Consider the following 21,015-nt stretch of genomic DNA (forward strand, 5'->3'; position numbering starts at 1 on the left):
GGCTAGTTTTTAAGTTTTGATAATTGATCTTTCCAAACCGACTGTTCCATTTTTAACGAAGCAGAATCAACACCTGCCTGCGCTAATAAACTTTCCCAATCATCACCTAACCAGTCTGCCAACTGTAGTTCTATTTCATTGACTTCTTCTTTTGTCTTGATCTGCTTTCCTAAATAAAGCCCCATAAAAGCGGCATGCAGAAAAGTAGACTGCCTTCTGACACTGATATCTAAATACGCTCCGGCAGCCAAAGAAAAAAGAATGCTTTCAAAGGCCTTCTGAAGGTTATTTTTTTCATAATAAATATGTGCTATAAGCCGGTTAGTCTCCATAATATAGTAGACATCCTGGCGTTTGGATGCTTTTTCTGATAATTCCTGATAGACCAACAAGGCAGCATCCCTGTTTTTGTTACCATATAATAAAGCTGCTTTTAGAAGCATACAGGATTTCCAGACCGGATAACCTGTAGCATCATCATCTACCATTGCTTTTGATGATTCTTCCAGTGCTTTATCGGTATATTCTTCACTTTTTTTAGTATTCTGTACGGCAAAGAAGGCTTGTGACGCCACCAGCAAACCTGCTATTTTTGAAGATACAGAGCCTATTTCCTCGGTAATCGTTATCAGACGTTTCACTTCTACTTCAGTCCTGTTTTTTATTTTCTGAGTCGTAGAATCCATCACTACAATCACCTGCTTCCGGAATCTGGCATCAGCATCTACCGTATTATAATTATCACTTGCTTTATACATTTCATTTTTAATAGCCTCTGCCATTTTAAGCTTTGGATATATATAATGATAAAGAGCTTCATTATCTTTTTTCCCTTGCAGCTTTATACGTCTTTCCTCAGCCAGATCCATCGTTACCAGACGTAAGGAATCGGGAACCGTTTCAATAACCTGTTGAAACCAGTGGGCTATATTTTGTTTCGCATGGGCTACCAGAGGGAAATACAGACAGAAATAAAAATGCTCTCCTTGATCTGTGATACTTCTTTTAAAGCGCTCCAGCTCACTAAACAGGCTGACCGCACTGGGCAGCAGGCTGTCATCAGGAACAAAAGCTTCTTTAATGATATTATTCTCCCAAAGTGCCCGGTGCAGATCTTTATCTTTTTTAGGATGAGGAGTAAACCAGGTTACGAATTCATTCCATAACTGCTCTTCAAATAATTGTTGATCACCATGATATTCGGCTTCAAAACGGAAAAAGATGTCATTAGATTCTCCAACAGGAGACTGCTCGATCTGCATGAATTTATCAATCATCTCAACATCCGGATACTGTGCTACCCAAACAGCCAGTTTCCAGGATTCCTTTTTTTCAGCAACAGACCATAACTCTTTAAGTTTATAATATTCCTGTGCTATTGAGGATGTTTCCATATTATGAATTCAGTTTAACTAAACCTCCCGTAATTATTGTTTCCCCTTCTCCATTCATAGAGACCTTACTGCCACTGATACTTGTTTCTTTTCCGGTCACCTGAACTTCTTTACTGCCGGAAGCCGTTACAGTAACACCGCTTACAGCAGCCACATTGGCTTCCGAGCTCAGCTCTACACCAGCTTTACCACTTCCCATAGAAATAATGGTATCCCCTGTGATCTTAATATTTTTAGCGTGAATGGTAATGGTTTCATCTTCAATAACAATAGATGATTTTCCATTATTCAATGAGATTTTTTTACTGGCCACTCCGGAAATGGTATCCTTACCATCTACTGTAATTGTATTTCCGCCTGTCTTGTCTTTGATGGTGATTCCTCCTCCATCATCAAGGCTTATAATATGACCGCTTTTACTGCTAATGCTTTTCACGTTATTACCCTGACCGCCACCTCCTCCGGCTCCCCCATGAAACATTCCTCCCATGACGAATGGACGGTCAGGATGCTGGTGAACAAAATTGACCATGATTTGGTCATCTACCTCAGGGATAGCCATAAACCCTCTGTTTTTACTTACTTTATCGCTGCTTCCCCCATCAGGAGTCATAACACGAACAAATTCAGTAGTATCGGGACCGTTCTGCCAGTCAAACTGTACCTGAACACGCCCCTGGTTTAAAGGATCTGTATTGGAAATTACTTTTGCAAACTGCGGCTCTGCTTTAGGATAATGGAATTCCGGTCTTGGCATAAATCCGGTGTCAGCTGCAATGGCATCAAAAAAACCTGTATAATGTCCTCTTGCATCCACTTCATGTCTTACCTCCGTCATCATCAGTTTTGTAAAGTAAGAGGTTTCATTAGTATCCGGTTTTCGCATTTCAATATCTGCAGTACAGCCCGGATATAAAAACGGAACAGAAGTAGATCCTGAAGTGGTAAATACATCTACAGAATTACTTCCTGCCGCCCCTTTTTGGGAAGCATCTATATCCATGATCTTTGAAGCTTTTATAGGAGCTATACTCAGCGAGGGAGTGATAAACGTCTTTTCAGAAATTTCATAAGCCCGTTTAGCAATATCCGAAGTATGGTTAATTTTTGAATTTCCGGCAGTCAGTTTTTCATTTTTACTGCTGTTGTATCCATAGAAAGAAGGATTCACATGCTGGGCTTTCATCTTAATTTTCACATCTGCAACGTTGCTTCCATAAGTAAGTTTTATCGGTTTTTCCTGGGGTGGTAATTTTCCAAAATGCAGAACTTCACCATCATAAAAAAACTGCTCTCCATAAGCTTCAGCAATCCTTGCCAGGTAATTGTAATGCGTTTCATTATATTGAGAGCTATAAGAGACATTTCCATATTGAGCATCTACCCTGATATCAAATCTACTTGTTCCCAGGCCTTCTTTTATCACCTGATCGGCAACATTATTGAGACTTATTTCCTGCTTTCCTCCAAAGCTTTGGGTATGGGGAGCGGAATCTAATAAAATAGTAGGGCTATATCCTGTAAGAATAATATTTCCCAGACTTCCTTTATCCTGCTCAAAACCTACTTCGGTGATCACTCCTACAAAATTTCTTTCCGGACCATCATCAACATCTTTATACTTGAAAACAATGGTAATCCTTTTTCCAAGGAAGCTTTGAGCCTGTTCCAAATTATGGTTTTCCGTACTTCCCAATGTATCATGGGCTAAGGTCAAATCAAACTGATGATGTTTTACTGCACTTTGGTTAAGTTTGAAATGTTTAAAAAATTTGATTTCTTTACCTTCAATAAATATTTCCAGTTTCACCACCCTGTTGATCCCTGCAATGGCATTTTCAGGAATGTTCTGGGCATTGAATATTTTGGATGTAGGTTGTTTTACCCAAAGTTTTTCTTCAACAATTGACGGAGTATTGGGTAAAATAGTTTTGTTCAGGAGCTGATTCCCCGAATGGGTGAAGTTTTTTACCTCAGAAACCATTTTCTTGGGATCAGAAATATCTACGGATTCTTTTACTTTACTTAGAATATCTTTATGGGGTGAATCTATTCCCTTTTTGGGAAAGTTTTCTTCTGGTTTAAACATGATAATGAATTGTAATAGGTTACATGGGAATTTCTTCCATATCAAGAAAAGACCAATCGCCTCAAATGACAGTCAACAAGTTGCATTGGTCTTTTAGCAGCTTATCTTCAGACCGCTTTGAGATGTCTTTTTCAGAGTTTAATGAGAACTCAAACTCTTTTTCCTGCGATTAACAGCCACAGTTTTTCACAGTGGTTTTGAATTTTTTCATAAGTTTTTTTATTGATTTTGGTACTGCAATTTATCACCTTAAAGATTCACTTCAAAATGAAATAGGCAGTATTTTAAAAATTGTCGTAAAACTACGACATTCATTATTTTTTCATTATTTATGAATAATATAAACAATTATATCTATTTAACTAATAATCATATATTAACAATAATTGCAATATGATTACTAATCCACATCTACGAGCCGACAACAGATTATTGTCCCGAAAAAAGACTAAAAAATCAGATTATAATGTAACCCTGTTTCTATTGTTTATATTGCAGAAAACTTTTCAAAAAACCACCGTTGAATTGGCAGGCAGAAAATAGATAACCTGGTTCACCAAAGATATTCCATTCCAGGATGCCCTATATTAGTCTTATGGGTCACCAGGGCTTATTATAAATATTGAATTCCGGAAACAAAACTAAGGCGTATTTTTTCCCTGCTTACCGGAAAGGCTATACTTTCAGAAGAATTGCCAACGAAGATGAAATACTTTATCTTTGTTTTTCAAGACTTATCTAAACATTTATTCTCTATGAAAAAAAATAGCTTTTTATTTTCTGCAAAAGGAATTTTTACAGCAACACTTCTTTCTTTACATACAGTAGTTTACGCTCAAAAAACAGCAGATATCTCAACCATTTCGGAAAAAACACTAAGCAGTATCCTTGAAAAAAACAGACCCTATTACGCACAGGGAAAAGTTGCTGATTATATTCCTGAATTAGGAAAAATGGATGCCAAAGCAATTGCTTTTTCTGTGGTAGAGAAAAATGGGAAGATATTTAATGCAGGAGACACCCAAAAGAAATTCACCATGCAGAGCATTTCTAAAATCATAGCATTAATGGTTGCCGTAAATGAAAAGGGGGAAGCCAATGTTTTTGATAAGATGGGATATTTCGGATCCGACAGACCTTTCAACCATTTTTCCAATCTGGAAACAACAGGGAAACCTCTTAATCCAATGATGAATGCAGGAGCAATTCTTACTACTTCTTTAATTTCAGGTGACGGTGAGAAGCCTTTTCTTAAAATTTTGGATATGGTAAGGTATATTACTAAAAATCAAAACATTGATTACAGCAAATCCGTGTATGAATCCGAAAAATCTACAGGACACCGTAATCGCGGAATGTTCTATATCATGAAAAACAGCGGCCTGATTTCAGGGAATGAAGATCAGCTTGATAATTATTTTAAACAGTGCTCCATTGAGCTTACTGCAGAAGACCTGGCTAAGATCGGTTATTTCTTTGCCAACCAATGCGTCCGCTTTGATGGCGATTCCACTCATAAAAATGCTGAAATTTCAAAATTAATAGAATCCCAAATGCTCACTGCCGGCATGTATGAATTCAGTGGAGAGTATTCCCGTATGGTAGGTTTGCCGAGTAAATCAGGTGTTGGCGGCGGAATCACGGTAAGTGTTCCCGGAAAAATGGGAATTGGTGTTTTCAGCCCTGCACTGGACCAACATGGAAATTCATTGGCAGGATATCATATGATCCTGGATCTGGTGAAACAATATGGTTTAAGTATATTTTAAGGTTATTTTAATTTTTTACTCAATCAGTTCCTTATACGTTAAAATTTAAATAACCTTAGCGTAACACTTACATCCTGAATAACAAGTAAATAGGTGACATAAAAAGCAATAATTCAGCTCACCTTACAAGACTATAATCATTCAATATTTTTTATAAATCAAGCGGCATTTGGCCGCTTTTTTTATATATATTATTCCTATCCCAAGACTAGTTTCATTATTATATCACAAAATTGCATTATCTTTTAATTTCTGTCATATCATAATATAATTATTTAACCAATTACCCAAAGCATTCTAGAATAAGAAGATAGAGCCATAAAATCCATTTTCGACCAAAATATACTGTTTCATTCTCTCTTTTGAAACATCAAATTTTCGTGGATTTTACGGGCTTATTATTTATATTATCTTTTCGTAATATAAAAAAAACAAATCTCTTATTATTGAAATATTTTATTTTTTATTGCTATCTTTGCATGACATTATTACAATTATAAATGATTATAATTGTGTATTCTCAGATTGTACCAGCCTGTTTTCGAGAATAAAAAAATAAATTGTATACTTTAATAGCATTTGAACAATTAATATTTTTTTTGTTAAAAAATTATTATCAAATTGTATTTATGGTTAGAGATATAATATAAATTTATTACTTTTATTCCCTCATAATAAACAAACACTCATTATGCCAATATGTTTTAGTGTTTTGTTATGAAAATCTATATCCATATTTCAATACCATAAATGCTATGAAAAACTTGACTATTTTTGGGCGGAAGCCCCTCGCAAAGCTGGACACCAACAATCTTACATCGACCCAATCTTTGGTTGGCAGTCTCCGGATGACTAAATCACTCAATATTAGTAAATTATCATTAGATCACTATTATAATTAAAAATATTACAAAAACTAACTACTTTAAATTCCACTATAACAAACAACTACTTGTATACCAATAGGTTTATAGCAAATTTGTTATGGAATTTCATGCTAATATCATCAAAGCAATGAAAAACTTAACCATTATTGGACTAACTCCTTTTGAAAAACCGGATGTTAGCCTTATGCCTAAATTGCATAACGCAGGCGCATTTCCTGTCCTAAGTTTAGGGCATGAATTAATCACCGCCCAGGAAGCATTGAACCAGCTTGAGCAGACCCACATACCTTCTTATGGTATTTACATTTCTAATAAAACTTTTACTTCTCTCAGAATTCCGGAAAAAGTGAGCTTTGCCATTCTTCCATTCGGAATCGCCATCAATTTCTCTTCAGAACTGCCTGTCGTGTATCAGGTAAGCAGTTTGGAAGAAGCACTACAAGCTCAACAATCAGGAGCAAAAGGAATTATCGTCAAAGGAAATGAAGCTGCTGGCCAGGTAGGTTATGAATCTACTTTTGTATTATTTCAGCGTGTTATTAAAGAAATCACGGACATCCCGGTATGGGTACAGGGAGGAATTGGCCTCCACACCGCAGCAGCTGTAAAAGCACTGGGAGCCACAGGTGTTATACTGGATAGCCAGCTTGCCCTTTTCCCTGAAAGCTCGGTACCTCAGGATATCAAAGAGGTCTGTTCAAAACTGAACGGAACAGAAACAAGAATTATAGCCAACCACCGTGTATTGGTGAGGCCCAACTCTCCGGTATTACCGGAAAATATTACCGCCGAAGATCTTAGAAAATATTTTATCGATTTTGACCTCAGCAAGAGTTACATCCCTATGGGACAGGATATTTCGCTGGCAACAGATCTCTATGAGGATTTTAAAACACTTAAAAAAATGGTTTTCGGTTTCAAAGAAGCCATGTACGGCCATTTGAAACAGGCAAAAGCTCTTCAGGTTATTGATAAGGACAATCCACTGGCTCAGGAACTTGGCTTACGTTATCCTATCGCTCAGGGACCTATGACCCGTGTGAGTGATGTTCCTTTATTTGCCAATGCTGTAGCGGAAGCCGGAGCATTGCCTTTTGTAGCTTTATCATTACTGAAAGGTGAGTCGGCAAAGGCTTTGGTAATGGAAACCAAAAAACTGGCGGGTGAAAAAACATGGGGTGTAGGGATTTTAGGATTTGCCCCACCAGAATTAAGAGAAGAGCAAACCGCTTATATATTGGAGGCCCAACCTCCTGTAGTTCTTATTGCCGGTGGAAGACCCGCCCAGGCTAAAGTATTTGAAAAAGCAGGAATAAAAAGTTTCCTACACGTTCCTTCTCCTGCCCTACTGGATATTTTCCTGAAAGAAGGGGCAAAGAATTTTATATTTGAAGGACGTGAATGTGGAGGCCACGTGGGACCGCTTTCAAGCATGGTCCTTTGGGAAAAACAAATTGAACGTATCTTAAAAGAAGAACATCCTGAAAACATCAGTGTGTTTTTTGCAGGAGGAATCCACAATTCATTTTCAACAGCATTCGTTTCTATTATGGCCGCACCACTTGCAGCAAGAGGTGTAAAAATTGGTGTATTGATGGGAACGGCTTATCTCTATACTCAGGAAGCAGTACTTACCGGAGCTATCCAGGAAGAATTCCAGTTGCAGGCTATGCAGGCAAAAGACACTGTCCTGTTGGAAACCGCTCCCGGACACGAAACCCGTTGTCTAAATACGGCATTTGCACACCATTTTAATACAGAAAAAAACAAACTTCTGGCAGCAGGAATGGATAAAAAGCAAGTCTGGGAACAGCTTGAAAAACTAAATGTAGGTCGCCTCAGAATTGCCGCCAAAGGCATAGAGCGTCAGGGAGACCAGTTGGTTACGATTCCTAAAAGCGAACAGCTGGATTTGGGGATGTATATGATCGGACAAATTGCCACCATGCATAACCGTGTTATTTCACTTGCTGCCCTTCATCAAAATGTCATTGACAATTACGAACATATTCAATCTGCAGCATTACCGGAAGCGCCAATATCCAGCGAAAAACCACTGGACATTGCTATCGTTGGTATGGAATGTATTTTCCCGGGTGCCAAAAACCTGGAGGAATACTGGAGAAATATCATTTTAGGAAAAGACAGTGTCACAGAAGTACCGGATGAAAGATGGAATAAAGAACTTTATTACCAGCCGGATTCTGACGGACCGGATGTATCTCATTCCAAATGGGGTGGTTTTATTCCGAAAATCGACTTTGATCCCCTTTCATTTGGAATTCCACCGCAATCTCTTGCCGCTATTGAGCCTACCCAGTTACTCACCCTCTTGGTAGCCAAACGAGCAATGGAAGATGCCGGATATGGAGAAAAACATATTAACAGAGAAAATATTTCTGTAATTATTGGAGCTGAAGGAGGTAATGACCTTGCCAACAGCTACAGTTTCAGAGGATTTTACAAACAGGTTTTCGGGGAACTTCATGAAGAAGTAAAAGAAGCCTTCCCTCATACCACAGAGGACTCTTTCCCGGGTATTTTGGCCAATGTAATCGCAGGTAGGATTACCAACCGTTTGGATCTGGGTGGAAGAAACTTCACCGTAGATGCCGCCTGTGCTTCTTCTTTGGCAGCTTTAGATTTGGCTTGCCAGGAACTTGTATTAGGAAAATCCGATATGGTTCTTGCCGGAGGTGCAGATTTACACAATGGAATCAACGATTACCTGATGTTCTCAAGTACCCACGCCCTTTCCAGAAAAGGAAGATGTGCAACATTTGACGATGAAGCAGACGGAATTGCCCTTGGAGAAGGAATTGCAATCCTTGTTTTGAAAAGATATGAAGATGCCATCAATGACGGAGACCGTATTTACTCTGTAATCAAAGGTGTTGGTGGATCCAGTGATGGTAAAGCCCTTGGCTTAACTGCTCCTAGAAAAGTAGGTCAGGTAAGAGCATTAGAACGTGCTTACACTCAGGCTGGAATCAGTGCCGCATCTGTAGGATTGGTAGAAGCTCACGGTACAGGAACTGTTGTGGGTGACAAAACAGAATTAAGTGCCTTAACAAACTTATTCAGCCGTTCAGGTGCATTACCGGGACAGACTCATTTAGGTTCTGTGAAGACACAAATTGGCCACACCAAGTGTGCTGCAGGATTAGCTGGTTTAATCAAAGCTTCCCTTGCTGTTTACCATGGGGTGAAACCTCCTACCCTTCATCTTAAGCAACCTAATGCCTATTATAACGCACAGACCAGTCCGTTCTCTTTCCATGCTGAAACAGGATTATGGACTGAGAAAAACCGATATGCAGGAATCAGTGCTTTTGGATTTGGAGGAACGAACTTCCACACGGTAATTGCTAATCATCCAAAACAAGATGACTCTATCGCAATGCAGTCGTGGCCTTCAGAACTATTTGTATTCCGTGGGAATACGTATGAAGAAGCCAAAGGACAATCGAGCCAGATCAAAACCTTATTGGAAATCAATGATGGAATTCCATTAAAAGATATTTCTTACAGCTTAAGCATCGGTTCAGAAAAACCTATTCAGTTCAGTATCGTTGCAGATACAGCTGAAGATCTAATGATGAAGCTTGAATTGGTCTTATTAGGAATCGAAACTAAAGATACTTTCACCGTTAATAAAAAAGAAGGTAAGGTAGCCTTTACATTCCCCGGACAAGGAAGCCAGAGAATCAATATGGCTCGTGACTTATTCGTGGTCTTCCCGGCAATGCGTAAGATTATCGACAGCTATCCGGAGCTTGAAAAAGTGGTTTTCCCTTCTACAACATTTAACGAAGCGGATTTAAAACAACAGAAAGAAACCATTAAAGACACCCGTTTAGCACAGCCGCTTTTAGGAATTGTTGATCTTGCATTGGCCAAATTTTTAGAATCATTGGGAATCATTCCTGATATGCTGGCTGGTCACAGCTATGGTGAATTACCGGCTTTATGTTTCTCAGGTGTATTTGCAGAAGATCAATTAGTTGATTTAAGTATCCGGAGAGCTCAGTCTATTCTGGACTCAGTAGAAGGTGGAGATCCTGGTTCCATGTTAGCAGCAAGCAGCACTCACGAACGCTTACAGCCAATCATCGCTAAAGTGGAAGGATGTTATCCGGTTAACTTCAATGCACCTACCCAGTGTGTTATCGCAGGAAGTACGCCAGCAATCAATGCATTACTGGAAGTCCTAAAACAGGAAGGTATTTCTGCTAAAAAATTAGAAGTGGCATGTGCATTCCACAGTCCATTATTGGCAAAATCTAAAGGTTTATATGCTGACGTATTAAAAGACGTTCCTTTCCAGGAAATGCAGATCCCTGTATGGTCCAATACGACAGCAGAAGTATATCCACCGAATCCGTCAGACATTAAAGAAAGATTGACTGAACATTTGGTACAGCCTGTAAGATTTGTCGAGCAGATGCAAGCGATGTATAATGATGGAGCAAGGATCTTCATCGAGGTAGGCCCAGGAAAAGTACTTACTGGATTGGCAAAATCATGTCTTGAAAAAGATCAGTTGACCTTATATGTTGAAGACAGCAGCCGCAATAAATTCACCCACCTGCTTTGCATGCTTGCCCAATACCTGGGTACAGGACGTAACTTTAATATCACTAAGCTTTTCGATGGTCGTAACGTTAAACTTATCGACATTGATCAGCCTGAACTTTATAAGAAAAACCCTGCCATTTGGAGGGTTAATGGACAAGCTGCACATCCAACGACAGGCACACTGCCTTCCAATGGTGCACTACCAATTTTAACTCCTATTGCCATGAATAATTTTACGAATAATCAGCAAGCTCCTGCCACTGAAAGCTTATCAACAGCTGAACGTATGCTGCAGGAATATTTAAATAGCATGAAACTAATGATACAGGCGCAACGGGATGTGATGCTTTCCTTTATGGGACAGAATCCTCAGGTACACCCGGCCCCTGTTTATACTTCACCGATTCAGGCTCCTGCCGGTCAACAGATGGCAGCGATCCCTGTCCAGCCTGTTCGCCAGGAGGTTCCGGTAGCCGTGGCGCAGGTAAAACAGGCTCCTGTAAGAGATATCAAATCTTTATTACTACAGGTAGTAAGCGATAAAACAGGATATCCACAGGAAATGCTGGGAATGGAAATGGACCTGGAAGCGGATTTAAGTATTGATTCAATCAAAAGAGTTGAAATCATAGGAACACTTCGTAATGAACTGGGTACCCTGTCTAATGGCAATACCAACGAAGATACTGTAATGGAGCAATTAGCAGGAATAAAAACCCTGAGTGGTTTGGTTTCATGGCTTACCGAGTACTCAGGAGCGGGAGCAGCATCTGTTTCAGAAAAAAACGGAGCAGCAACGGAAGCTCCGGCTTCAAAACCTCAGGCTCAGTCTGCATTATCTCTTGAAGATCTTCAAAATGCCATTCTGACGATTGTCAGTGAGAAAACCGGATATCCAAAAGAAATGCTGGGATTAGACTTAGATCTGGAAGCAGACCTTAGTATTGACTCTATTAAGCGTATGGAAATTATCGGAGACCTTAAAACCAAAATCGGATTTGGTCAAAATCTGGAGCAGGCTGATGATCTTATGGAAAAATTAGCTGCCATTAAAACACTTCGCGGGTTAGCAAGCTGGATCAGCGATATGAGTGGTGATACCCATGAGACCAAAGCTGAAACTAAGGAGGCCGTCGCTTCTGAGCCGGCACAAAATATATTATCCCGTCTTCGTTTTGATATCACCCCAACGGATGCTTCCTTATTGCAGAATACAGAAGTATTGCAGGGAAAACGTTTTGCAATTACTCAGGATAGCAGCCAACAGACCTCAGCAATCAAAGAAGCATTAGAAAAACATGGTGCGATTGCAGAATTAGTAGATACAGAAAAAGACCTTTCCGGCTTTGACGGACTGATCATGCTGGATATGTTCTCTGCTGAAGTGAAGCACAGCATTATTGATCATGTAGATCTTATCAAAAAACTGGATTTCGATAAAGCTAAGTGGGTGTATCTTATCTCAGATATTCCGGCACACCTTCAGGAAATCAATGATGCCCGTATATTACGTCACCATCAGGGATATCCGGGTCTGTTCAAAAGTTTAGCCCGTGAATTTGATCATACGACCTGCAGACTGATCAGTCTGAGTACTCCTCAGGCAGTCAATCAGATTGCAGAGATCACTTTAAAGGAAATTCTGACCAATGATAAACCTGCGGAAGTTATTTACAAAGATGAACAACGACACAAAGTAGATATCATCCCATCCCCATTGTCTACCAGCCTGGAAGAAGCGCATATTCAACTGGATCAAAAGTCTGTTGTTTTAGTTCTCGGAGGGGCACAGGGAATCACAGCCGAACTTGCCAAACACATGTCACAAGCCTATCCTTGTACCTATATTCTGGTAGGAAGATCCGCTGACCCAAGAGAGGAAGCTTCAGATCTGAAAGAATTTGAAGCAATGAAAACAAAAGAGGAAATAAGAGCCCATCTTATTAAATCTGCAACATTCACTTCTCCTGCACAAGTAGAAAAAGAGACCGTAAGAATATTCAAAAACAATCAGATCCTTCGTACCATCCGCGATATGGAACTGCTTGGAAATACCATAATTTACCAGTCCTTAGATCTTTGTGATGAGGGCGGATTAAGCAACCTGATCAATGGTATTTATGAAAAATATGACCGTTTGGATGGAGTGATTCATGGAGCAGGTCTTTTAGAAGATAAATTATTCAAGCAGAAAACAACCAGCTCTTTCGGACGTGTATTTGATACTAAGGTAAAACCTCTACGTGTATTGGCAGAACAGCTTCGTACAGACTGTCAGTTTGTGGTCCTTTTCTCCAGTATCGCTTCCGTATACGGAAACAAAGGTCAGACAGATTATGCTGCTGCCAACAGTGTATTGGATGATTACGCCAATGCTTTGAATAAAAGATTAAAAGGAAAAGTAATTTCCATCAACTGGGGACCATGGAAAGGTGCCGGAATGGTTTCATCAACACTGGAAACAGAATATGAACGTCGCGGTATTTCTTTAATCCCATTGGATGAAGGTAAGGAGATCTTCCTTAATGAAATAAAATACGGAACTGAAAGCCAGGTGCTGATCATGTCGGGAAATAATTGGTAACCCTCTGTATAAACTAAGTATGAAAAAAACGGATGTTGCTGTAATTGGTCTGTCTTGTGTCTTTCCGGGGGCACAGGACGCCAACACTTTTTGGCAGAATATTGTCAATAAAGTAGACTCTACCCAATTGGCTCCGGCTGACAGGATAGATCCGGTTCACTTTAGTGATGCCACAAGCCCTGTTGACCGCTTTTATTGTCAGCGTGGGGGATTTATTCCTGACTATGAATTCGATCCTACGGCATTTGGTATTTTGCCATTGGCTGTGGAAGGAACAGAACCTGATCATTTGTTAACCCTTGATTTAGTTCAGAAAGCATTGCAGGATGCAGGGGTCTTTCAAAAAAAGGCTTCCCTTGAAAAAACAGGAATTATCATCGGTAAAGGAAACTATACCGGTCCTGGAGCTACCCGTGCCATCGAAATTGTAAGAACCGGAGAACAAATCTCTTCGTTACTGCAGGAGCTATTGCCTCAGGTATCTTCTGCGGATATTGAAAAAGTAAAACACGCTTTCCAGGAACGCAAAGGACGTTTTGCGGCGGATACCGCCATGGGATTAATTCCCAACCTTGTCGCTTCACTGGTGGCCAACCGCTTCAATTTGGGCGGGGCTGCCTTTACGGTGGATGCTGCCTGTGCCAGCGCTTTAATTGCGGTGGATCATGCCGTACAGGAACTTCAGCGGGGACGTTCGGATATGATGATCGCAGGAGGAGTACACACCGGGCAAAATGCTGCTTTCTGGAGTATTTTTGCTCAGTTGGGAGCGATGTCGCATCAACAGCAAATCAAACCGTTCAGTAGTGATGCTGACGGGCTACTGATCGGTGAAGGCTGTGGTTTCGTTGTCTTAAAAAGACTGGAAGATGCGGTACGTGATCAGGATAAAATCTATGCGGTCATTAAAGGAGTAGGTGTAAGTAGTGACGGTAACGGAACCAGTGTGATGAGTCCATCTGTGAAAGGTCAGCTGAAAGCACTGGAACAGGCCTGGAACCACGCAGAACTGGATGAAAAGCAGATTGGTTACCTTGAAGCCCATGGTACAGGAACTCCACTTGGAGACAAAACAGAGCTTCAGACCTTAGCGCAATTCTTTGGAAAAGAAGAGACTGCTCCTATGGCAGGTATAGGATCTGTAAAGTCCAATATCGGGCATGCCATGCCGGCTGCAGGAATCGCAGGACTGATTAAAACCTGCCTTGCATTACATCATGATACTCTGCCTCCTACATTATATTGTGAGAATCCGACTGCAGATATGCAGAACACAAGATTCGAACCTGTTCAGGAAGCAAAAAACTGGTCAAAAACAGGGCTGCCAAAAGTAGCCGCAGTGAATGCTTTCGGATTCGGAGGAATCAATGCACATGTTGTTCTTGAAGGCTATGATATGCCGAAGAAAGACAATGTACTGCTATTGGCAAGACCTACCCACGAAGAATTACTTGCTGCATTACAAAATAATGACAGCACAGTAGGCGAAGGAAATTTCAGGGTGGCGATATTCGATCCAACCCCTGCAAGAATAGAAAAAGCACTTAAAATAGTCTCCAAGAACATCACCTGGAGAAACAAACAGGATATTTGGTATACCTCTGCCCCATTATTAAAAGATGGCGGAAAAGTGGCCTTTGTATTCCCGGGCTTAGATGGTCTGGCCAAAGGTGAAGTAGATACTGTAAGCCGTTATTTCGGTTTATCAGCTCCTATAGAAACCGAAGGGGAAGGTCTTTTAACCGATGCCTTAAACATTTTCAACAACTACAGTATCCTTGATCATTCATTGAAAAAGCTGGGAATCATCCCGGATATGAATGCAGGACACAGCTTGGGAGAATGGCTGGCAGGTTATTCCTCAGAATTAGCAGAAGCCAATTCTGTAAAAGCTCTAATCGATGTATTGAATCCTGAAACCTTTGAATTAAAAGATTCTAAATTTATTGCTCTCGGAGCCGGTATTGATGCCGTTTCACCTCTTATTGAGCAAATCCAGAATCTATACGTATCCAATGACAACTGCCCTAATCAGGTGATCCTTTGCGGCAGCAATGCAGCACTGGATGAGTTGGTTCCGGTATTAAAATCAAAACAGATCTTCCACCAGATCCTGCCGTTCCAGTCCGGATTCCACTCTCCTTTTATCGCTGATAAACTGGATGTGATCCTTGCCGGAATGGAAAAAGCAGAGTTCCAACAGACCAAGATCCCGTTATGGTCTGCAACAACGCTGGAACCTTATCCGGCCGATCAGGCAGCCATCAGAAAGCTGAGCGCTGAGCATCTTGTTCAGCCGGTTCGTTTCCGTGAACTGACAGACAGACTTTACGAGGAAGGAGCAAGATTCTTTATCCAGGTGGGTACCGGAGGACTGATCGGTTTCATTGATGATACCTTAAAAGGAAAAGCATTCAGTACCATCGCTTCCAGTGTTCCTACCCGATCTGCACTGGCTCAGCTGCAGCGTGTAGTAGCTTCATTATTTGTGGAAGGAAAGACGATTGCCCTTGACTTTCTGGAGATTCAGAATCATACAAAAAAACCATCAGGAAAAGGAATCAAACTGGAATTGGGGTCACCTATTATCCGTAATTTCAAAGAAATTAAAAGCCTGGTTCCTTCTTTTGAAGCTTCCAAACAATATACTTCTTCGCCTATTGCTACAAAAAGCGGTCATCCACTTGTACAGGCCTTCCAGGACAATGTTGCAGATATGATCCGTATGCAGGAAGAAGTGCTAACCCTTTTCCAGAACCGCCCGGAAATTACTATCCAGCGTCCAGCTCCTGTAGCTGCTAAAGCACCAAGAAGTACCCATTTCTCAAAAGATCTGTATGTTACCCTGGAAAGTCATCCTTATCTTATCGATCACAGTTTATTGAGACAGCCTAAAGGATGGGCTCATGTCGCTGATATGGAACCGGTCATCCCGATGACTATGATTTTTGAGCAGCTGGCAGAAATTGCTGAAGCAGAAATTCCGGGAACACTGGTTCATAAAATTATGAATGTAAGTGTTTTCCAGTGGATGAATGTAGCCAAGCCTTTTGAAAAAACAGTACAGGGAGAATGGCGTTCATCTCACCACGCTTACCTGGATATCGAGAATTTTGCGAATGCAGAAGTGATTTTAAAATCATCTCCGGTACCTACCCCTGACTTCAACCTTTCCGTAGGTGATCTTTTACCTATCGAAAGAACTCCTGAAGAAATTTATGATATGCATATGTTCCACGGAGAAAAATATCAGGGGATTACTGAAATTTCATCAGTAGGAACTAAAGGTATTGTAGGAAAGATCAAAGGAAATGGTGGTAAAGGCTCTTTACTGGACAATGCAGGACAGCTATTCGGACTTTGGCTGCAGCTTACATTAGTGAAAGACCGTATTGCATTTCCGGTGAAGATCAGAGATATTGAATTCTTTGGCGATATGCATGACCAGGAAGGTATTTTCGAATGTACCTGTATGCTTACCGAGCTTAATGATGAATTTGCAACAGCCAATATCGTCCTTACAAGAGACGGAAAAGTTTGGTGTGCCATCACCGGCTGGCAAAACAGAAGATTGGAAATCGATGCTGCGTTATGGAATGTTTCCATGTCACCACTGCATAACCGTCTTTCGGAGGAAATTGCCCCTGAAGTATTCTTTTTCCACCAGGCGTATACCAGAGTGGCTTCGTGGGATTTTATCCTCAAAAGATATTTCAACCAAACGGAAAAACAATTTCAGCAACAGCTATTGCCTAACAAAAAGAAAAACTGGATGGTAAGCCGCGTAGCAGTAAAAGATGCCGTAAGGAATCTTCTTCGCAAGGAAAAAGATCATGCCTGCTTCCCGATTACCTTTGAAATCCGTTCCGATGAAGTGGGGAAACCTTACCTCATCAGTGATTTTACAGAAAACATTCATATTTCACTGGCTCATAAAGGAAAAGACGCAGTAGGAATAGCACGGTATGGAAAATCGGTAGGAATTGATATGGAGCTCATTGAAGAGCGCAGCTCCGGATTCTACGACATGGTATTTACCGAAAAGGAATTAGCATTATTAAAAGACAGAGATCAGGCAGAATGGACGACCCGTTTCTGGGTAGCCAAGGAAGCATACGGAAAGTTCCTGGGTACAGGACTGAAAGGAAATCCTAAGGCCTTCGAAGTCGAACTTATAAAAGATGATCACTTGTGGATCAACACTATTGAAATCAAAACTATTAAACATCAAAATTATATTATCGGATGGACACTGTAAACCCAACATTAAAATTGAACCACGAAGAACTATTTACTCTTTTAAAAGGTTTTATTACTGAAGTGATAGGCGCAGAATTTGTAGAAGAAATGGACATCACTCCTGAAAGTTCATTCACCAAGGATTTGGAAATGGACAGCATAGAAATTGTCTCTTTTTCTGAAAAAATCAAAGCGCATTTTGGCGATCAGATTGATTTTACCGGTTGGCTGTCTTCTATGGACTTAGACCAGCTGATCAATCTTGACCTTAGTATGATCATCAATTATATCTACGAATGCCAATAATCACTGTCAATAACAGGCAAGTTCATATACAGGAACTCAACAAAGATGCCGAACAAACCGTGGTGCTGATCCACGGGATGTTCAGCAACCTGTCCATTTATTATTTTAATATTGCCCCTATCCTGGCAAAGCACTTCCATGTAGTGATGTACGATTTGAAAAGCCACGGCATGAGTGAGCGTTTTCTCAACGGATATGATCTCAATACCATGTCATCCGATCTGATTAGTTTAATAGATCATCTTCAGTTGGAAAAAGTACATTTGATAGGCTACAGTTTCGGCGGTCTTATCGCTTTGAAAACAGCATTAGAATATCCGAATCGCATCAACCAGATGGCCGTTATGGAAGCACCGGATCCTCAGGACGAAAAGGCACGTAATATTATTGATGAGTACAGCAAAGAGTTTCTTGAGCATTATGTAGCCAATTTTACGGATACCACCAAAGTACAGATGGGGAAAAGACAGATGGAAAAAAACCATCGTATGTATGAGTTTCTGTTTAACCAGACCAGCATTAAGGCAGATATGATCAAGGAAAAACATTTTCTTGGTGAGGCATCCCTTACCGAACTGGCGGTTCCCACCTTATTAGTGTATGGTGCGGAGTCCAACTGCAGGCCTACAGGAGAATGGTTGCAGACACAGATCAGCACTTCAGAGCTTGAATTGATTCCCGGTGATCATAATATCCCGATACAGGAACCTCATCTCATCGCAGAAACTATCGTTCATTTTTTATCTAAAATTTTAACACAAAACCATGGCTAAATTTGCATTTATAGTTCCACCATTGACCGGGCACGTCAATCCAACCCTAAGCATCGGGGCTACGTTGCTGGAAAGAGGACATGAGGTGGCCTGGATCAGCCTTGACCCTAGTTTGGAGGCTAAGCTTCCTGCAGGAGGAGAATTATTACTGATCCAATACGATCAGTCTGACGAAGAAAAGAAAGAGAGCGAACAATATCTTGATATTATTTCAAAAAAAGTAGTCTACGGAATAGACAGCATCAAGTTTCTTTACGAAGATGTCCTTATTCCTCTAAACAGACATTGTTATAAAGGTATCGTGGCCTTACTTAAAACATACCAACCTGATTTGATTATCGGAGACCATCAGCTTTTTGCGGCACCTATTGCTGCAAAGGCACTGGGAATTCCTTATGCCACTTCTGTTACTGCTCCGGCTGCCATTAAAATCATGAATGAGCTGCCCAAGGTACACGAATGGGAAGTGAATCAGATCATCGATTTACAGAAAGAACTTGGCGTTAATGAAGAGCGTTCCCTGGCTACTTCTGACCTGTTGACCCTTGTTTTGACCTCCACTTATTTCTTTGGTGACATGGAGGATCTACCTTCTCAATATCAATTTACAGGTCCGGTTCTTACAGAGCGCCGTATCTCTTGTGAATTCGATTGGGACAGATTAAAAAGCGCTACCAACAAAAAGATTTTAGTAAGCATCGGAACTACTTTCGATCACGATCATAAAAAAGCATTCTTCCAAAAGGTTATTGATGCTTTTAAAGATGAAGATTTAACGGTTGTAGTGGTTTCCGATCCGCAACTTTTCGGGCAGTGGCCTGAAAACTTTATGGTGTATCAGCAGGTTCCTCAATTGGATCTCTTACCTCATCTGGATGGTGTGGTTTGCCATGGCGGTCACAATACCGTTTCCGAAACGCTATCCAATGGTATTCCTTTGGTAGTCATTCCTATCGCTTACGACCAGTCACATGTGGCAGGACGCGTTGTGCGTACAGAAGCAGGGGAACGTCTTAACTTCAACCGATTCAAAGCCAACCACCTGAGAGATGCCGTCCATCAGATTTTACATAATCCAGGCTACCGGGAAGCCGCCCAAAAAGTGGGACAGTCTTTTGTGGAAGCGGGAGGTTCAGCGACTGCAGCAGATTTATTGGAAAAAGCTATATTAAGGGCTTCAAAACCTGAGAAACCGTCTAAATTCTTATTTGTTGTCCCTCCATTTTTCGGACATGTCAGCCCTACTTTAAGTGTAGGAGCGAGTCTGATTGCGCGTGGTCATGAAGTAAAATGGTTTGGGATTACCCCTTTAGACAGCAAACATATTCCGGAAGGAGGTTCTTATTATTATCCTGAAGAAGACCTTATTCCGTATCAGGATGAAATCGCCCGTATTTTAAAAAGACAGGACGACGGACCGGCATGTTCCGGACCTGAAGTGATGAAACTGGCACTGGAAGAAACCTATGTCCCGTTTGCCAAGATGATGATGCCGGGATTAACCCGCCTTACAGAAAGCTGGAAACCTGATGTCATCGTGAACGACTGTATTAGTTTTGGAGGAGCCCTTTTCGCTCATAAACATAATATCCCCTGTGTCACCACAACCCCTGTTCCACCGGATGTGATGGGAGACACGGAAAAGTCCGCCCCAAAAATCTGGGAATGGCAACAAAACCTGATCAAGGACCTTCAGAAAGAAGTAGGTATCCATGAGGAAGGGATTTATATCCATTCTCATAAATTAAATATGGTGTTTACTTCACAGGCTTTTGCCGGTTTTGAAACCGTTCCGTCTCATATGAAATTTGTAGGTCCGGTAAAAGGCCGTCCCAATGATGCTCCTTTTGACTGGGATAAGCTGAATGCTTCTACTACCCCAAAGATCTTTGTATCCTTAGGTACCTTATTAGTGGACATCAGAAAAGCTTTCTTTGAAAAGATTATTGCTGCATTTGCTGACCAGCCGGTTACGGTGATTGCGGCTACTCCACCGGAGATCTTTGAAGAATGGCCATCAAACTTTATTGTGAACAGTTTCGTCCCTCAATCAGCGGTCATGCAGCAAATGGATATGGTGATCTGCCATGGTGGTTTCAATACCGTTAACGATACATTCAGAAACGGACTGCCTATGCTGATTACGCCTATTGCTTATGATCATTTTCATATCGCCAAATTAATCGAACAGGCGGGCTGCGGAATCAGCATCCGATACAAGAGACTGCGTGTAGAAGCTCTTCGTGAAACTGTTTTTGAATTACTGGAAAACCCTAAATACAGAGCTGCCGCTCAGGAAGTTCAAAATACGTTTAATCTTGCCGGAGGTAATGATAAAGCGGTAGAATTGCTGGAAAACTTTGTACAGGAACATTCCACATTAGCGTCCGTATAGC

The 21,015-nt window shown here is 40.9% G+C and carries 8 protein-coding genes; 6 read left to right on the top strand and 2 right to left on the bottom strand.

Translation table 11 applies throughout. The annotated features are described in order from the left end of the window. Nucleotides 1-2: 2 nt before the first annotated feature. Together DRF57_RS10520 and DRF57_RS10525 are read right to left on the bottom strand one after the other, a co-directional pair. Entirely contained in the window at nt 3-1,394 is a 1,392-nt protein-coding gene (locus DRF57_RS10520) for a hypothetical protein (RefSeq protein ID WP_115918398.1), read from the bottom strand. Nucleotide 1,395: 1 nt separating this feature from the next. Then, a complete protein-coding gene (locus DRF57_RS10525; RefSeq protein ID WP_115918400.1) occupies nt 1,396-3,483 on the bottom strand; it encodes a type VI secretion system Vgr family protein in 2,088 nt (695 codons plus the stop codon). Nucleotides 3,484-4,238: 755 nt separating this feature from the next. On the opposite strand from DRF57_RS10525, the gene glsA reads away from it, so the two are divergent. From glsA to DRF57_RS10555, 6 genes are all read left to right on the top strand, one after another. Further along, nucleotides 4,239-5,252, top strand: a complete 1,014-nt coding sequence (gene glsA / locus DRF57_RS10530; protein WP_115918402.1) for a glutaminase A — start codon at nt 4,239-4,241, stop codon at nt 5,250-5,252. 984 nt (nt 5,253-6,236) lie between these two features. Next, nucleotides 6,237-13,301 (top strand): type I polyketide synthase, encoded by a 7,065-nt coding sequence (locus DRF57_RS10535; RefSeq protein ID WP_228450278.1) that lies wholly within the window; start codon nt 6,237-6,239, stop codon nt 13,299-13,301. A 19-nt stretch (nt 13,302-13,320) separates the two neighbouring features. Further along, nucleotides 13,321-17,559, top strand: coding sequence for a type I polyketide synthase (locus tag DRF57_RS10540; protein ID WP_115918404.1), 4,239 nt, complete (start codon nt 13,321-13,323; stop codon nt 17,557-17,559). After that, nucleotides 17,547-17,846, top strand: a complete 300-nt coding sequence (locus tag DRF57_RS10545; protein ID WP_047486771.1) for an acyl carrier protein — start codon at nt 17,547-17,549, stop codon at nt 17,844-17,846. The genes DRF57_RS10540 and DRF57_RS10545 overlap by 13 nt, the downstream gene beginning before the upstream one ends. Continuing rightward, nucleotides 17,837-18,619 (top strand): alpha/beta fold hydrolase, encoded by a 783-nt coding sequence (locus tag DRF57_RS10550; protein ID WP_115918406.1) that lies wholly within the window; start codon nt 17,837-17,839, stop codon nt 18,617-18,619. The genes DRF57_RS10545 and DRF57_RS10550 overlap by 10 nt, the downstream gene beginning before the upstream one ends. Then, entirely contained in the window at nt 18,612-21,014 is a 2,403-nt protein-coding gene (locus tag DRF57_RS10555; protein ID WP_115918408.1) for a glycosyltransferase, read from the top strand. Before DRF57_RS10550 ends, DRF57_RS10555 begins: the two co-directional genes overlap by 8 nt. The last annotated feature ends 1 nt before the right edge of the window (nt 21,015 follow it).

The sequence above is a fragment of the Chryseobacterium rhizosphaerae genome (genome assembly GCF_003385455.1).
Classification (GTDB): Bacteria; Bacteroidota; Bacteroidia; order Flavobacteriales; family Weeksellaceae; genus Chryseobacterium; species Chryseobacterium rhizosphaerae.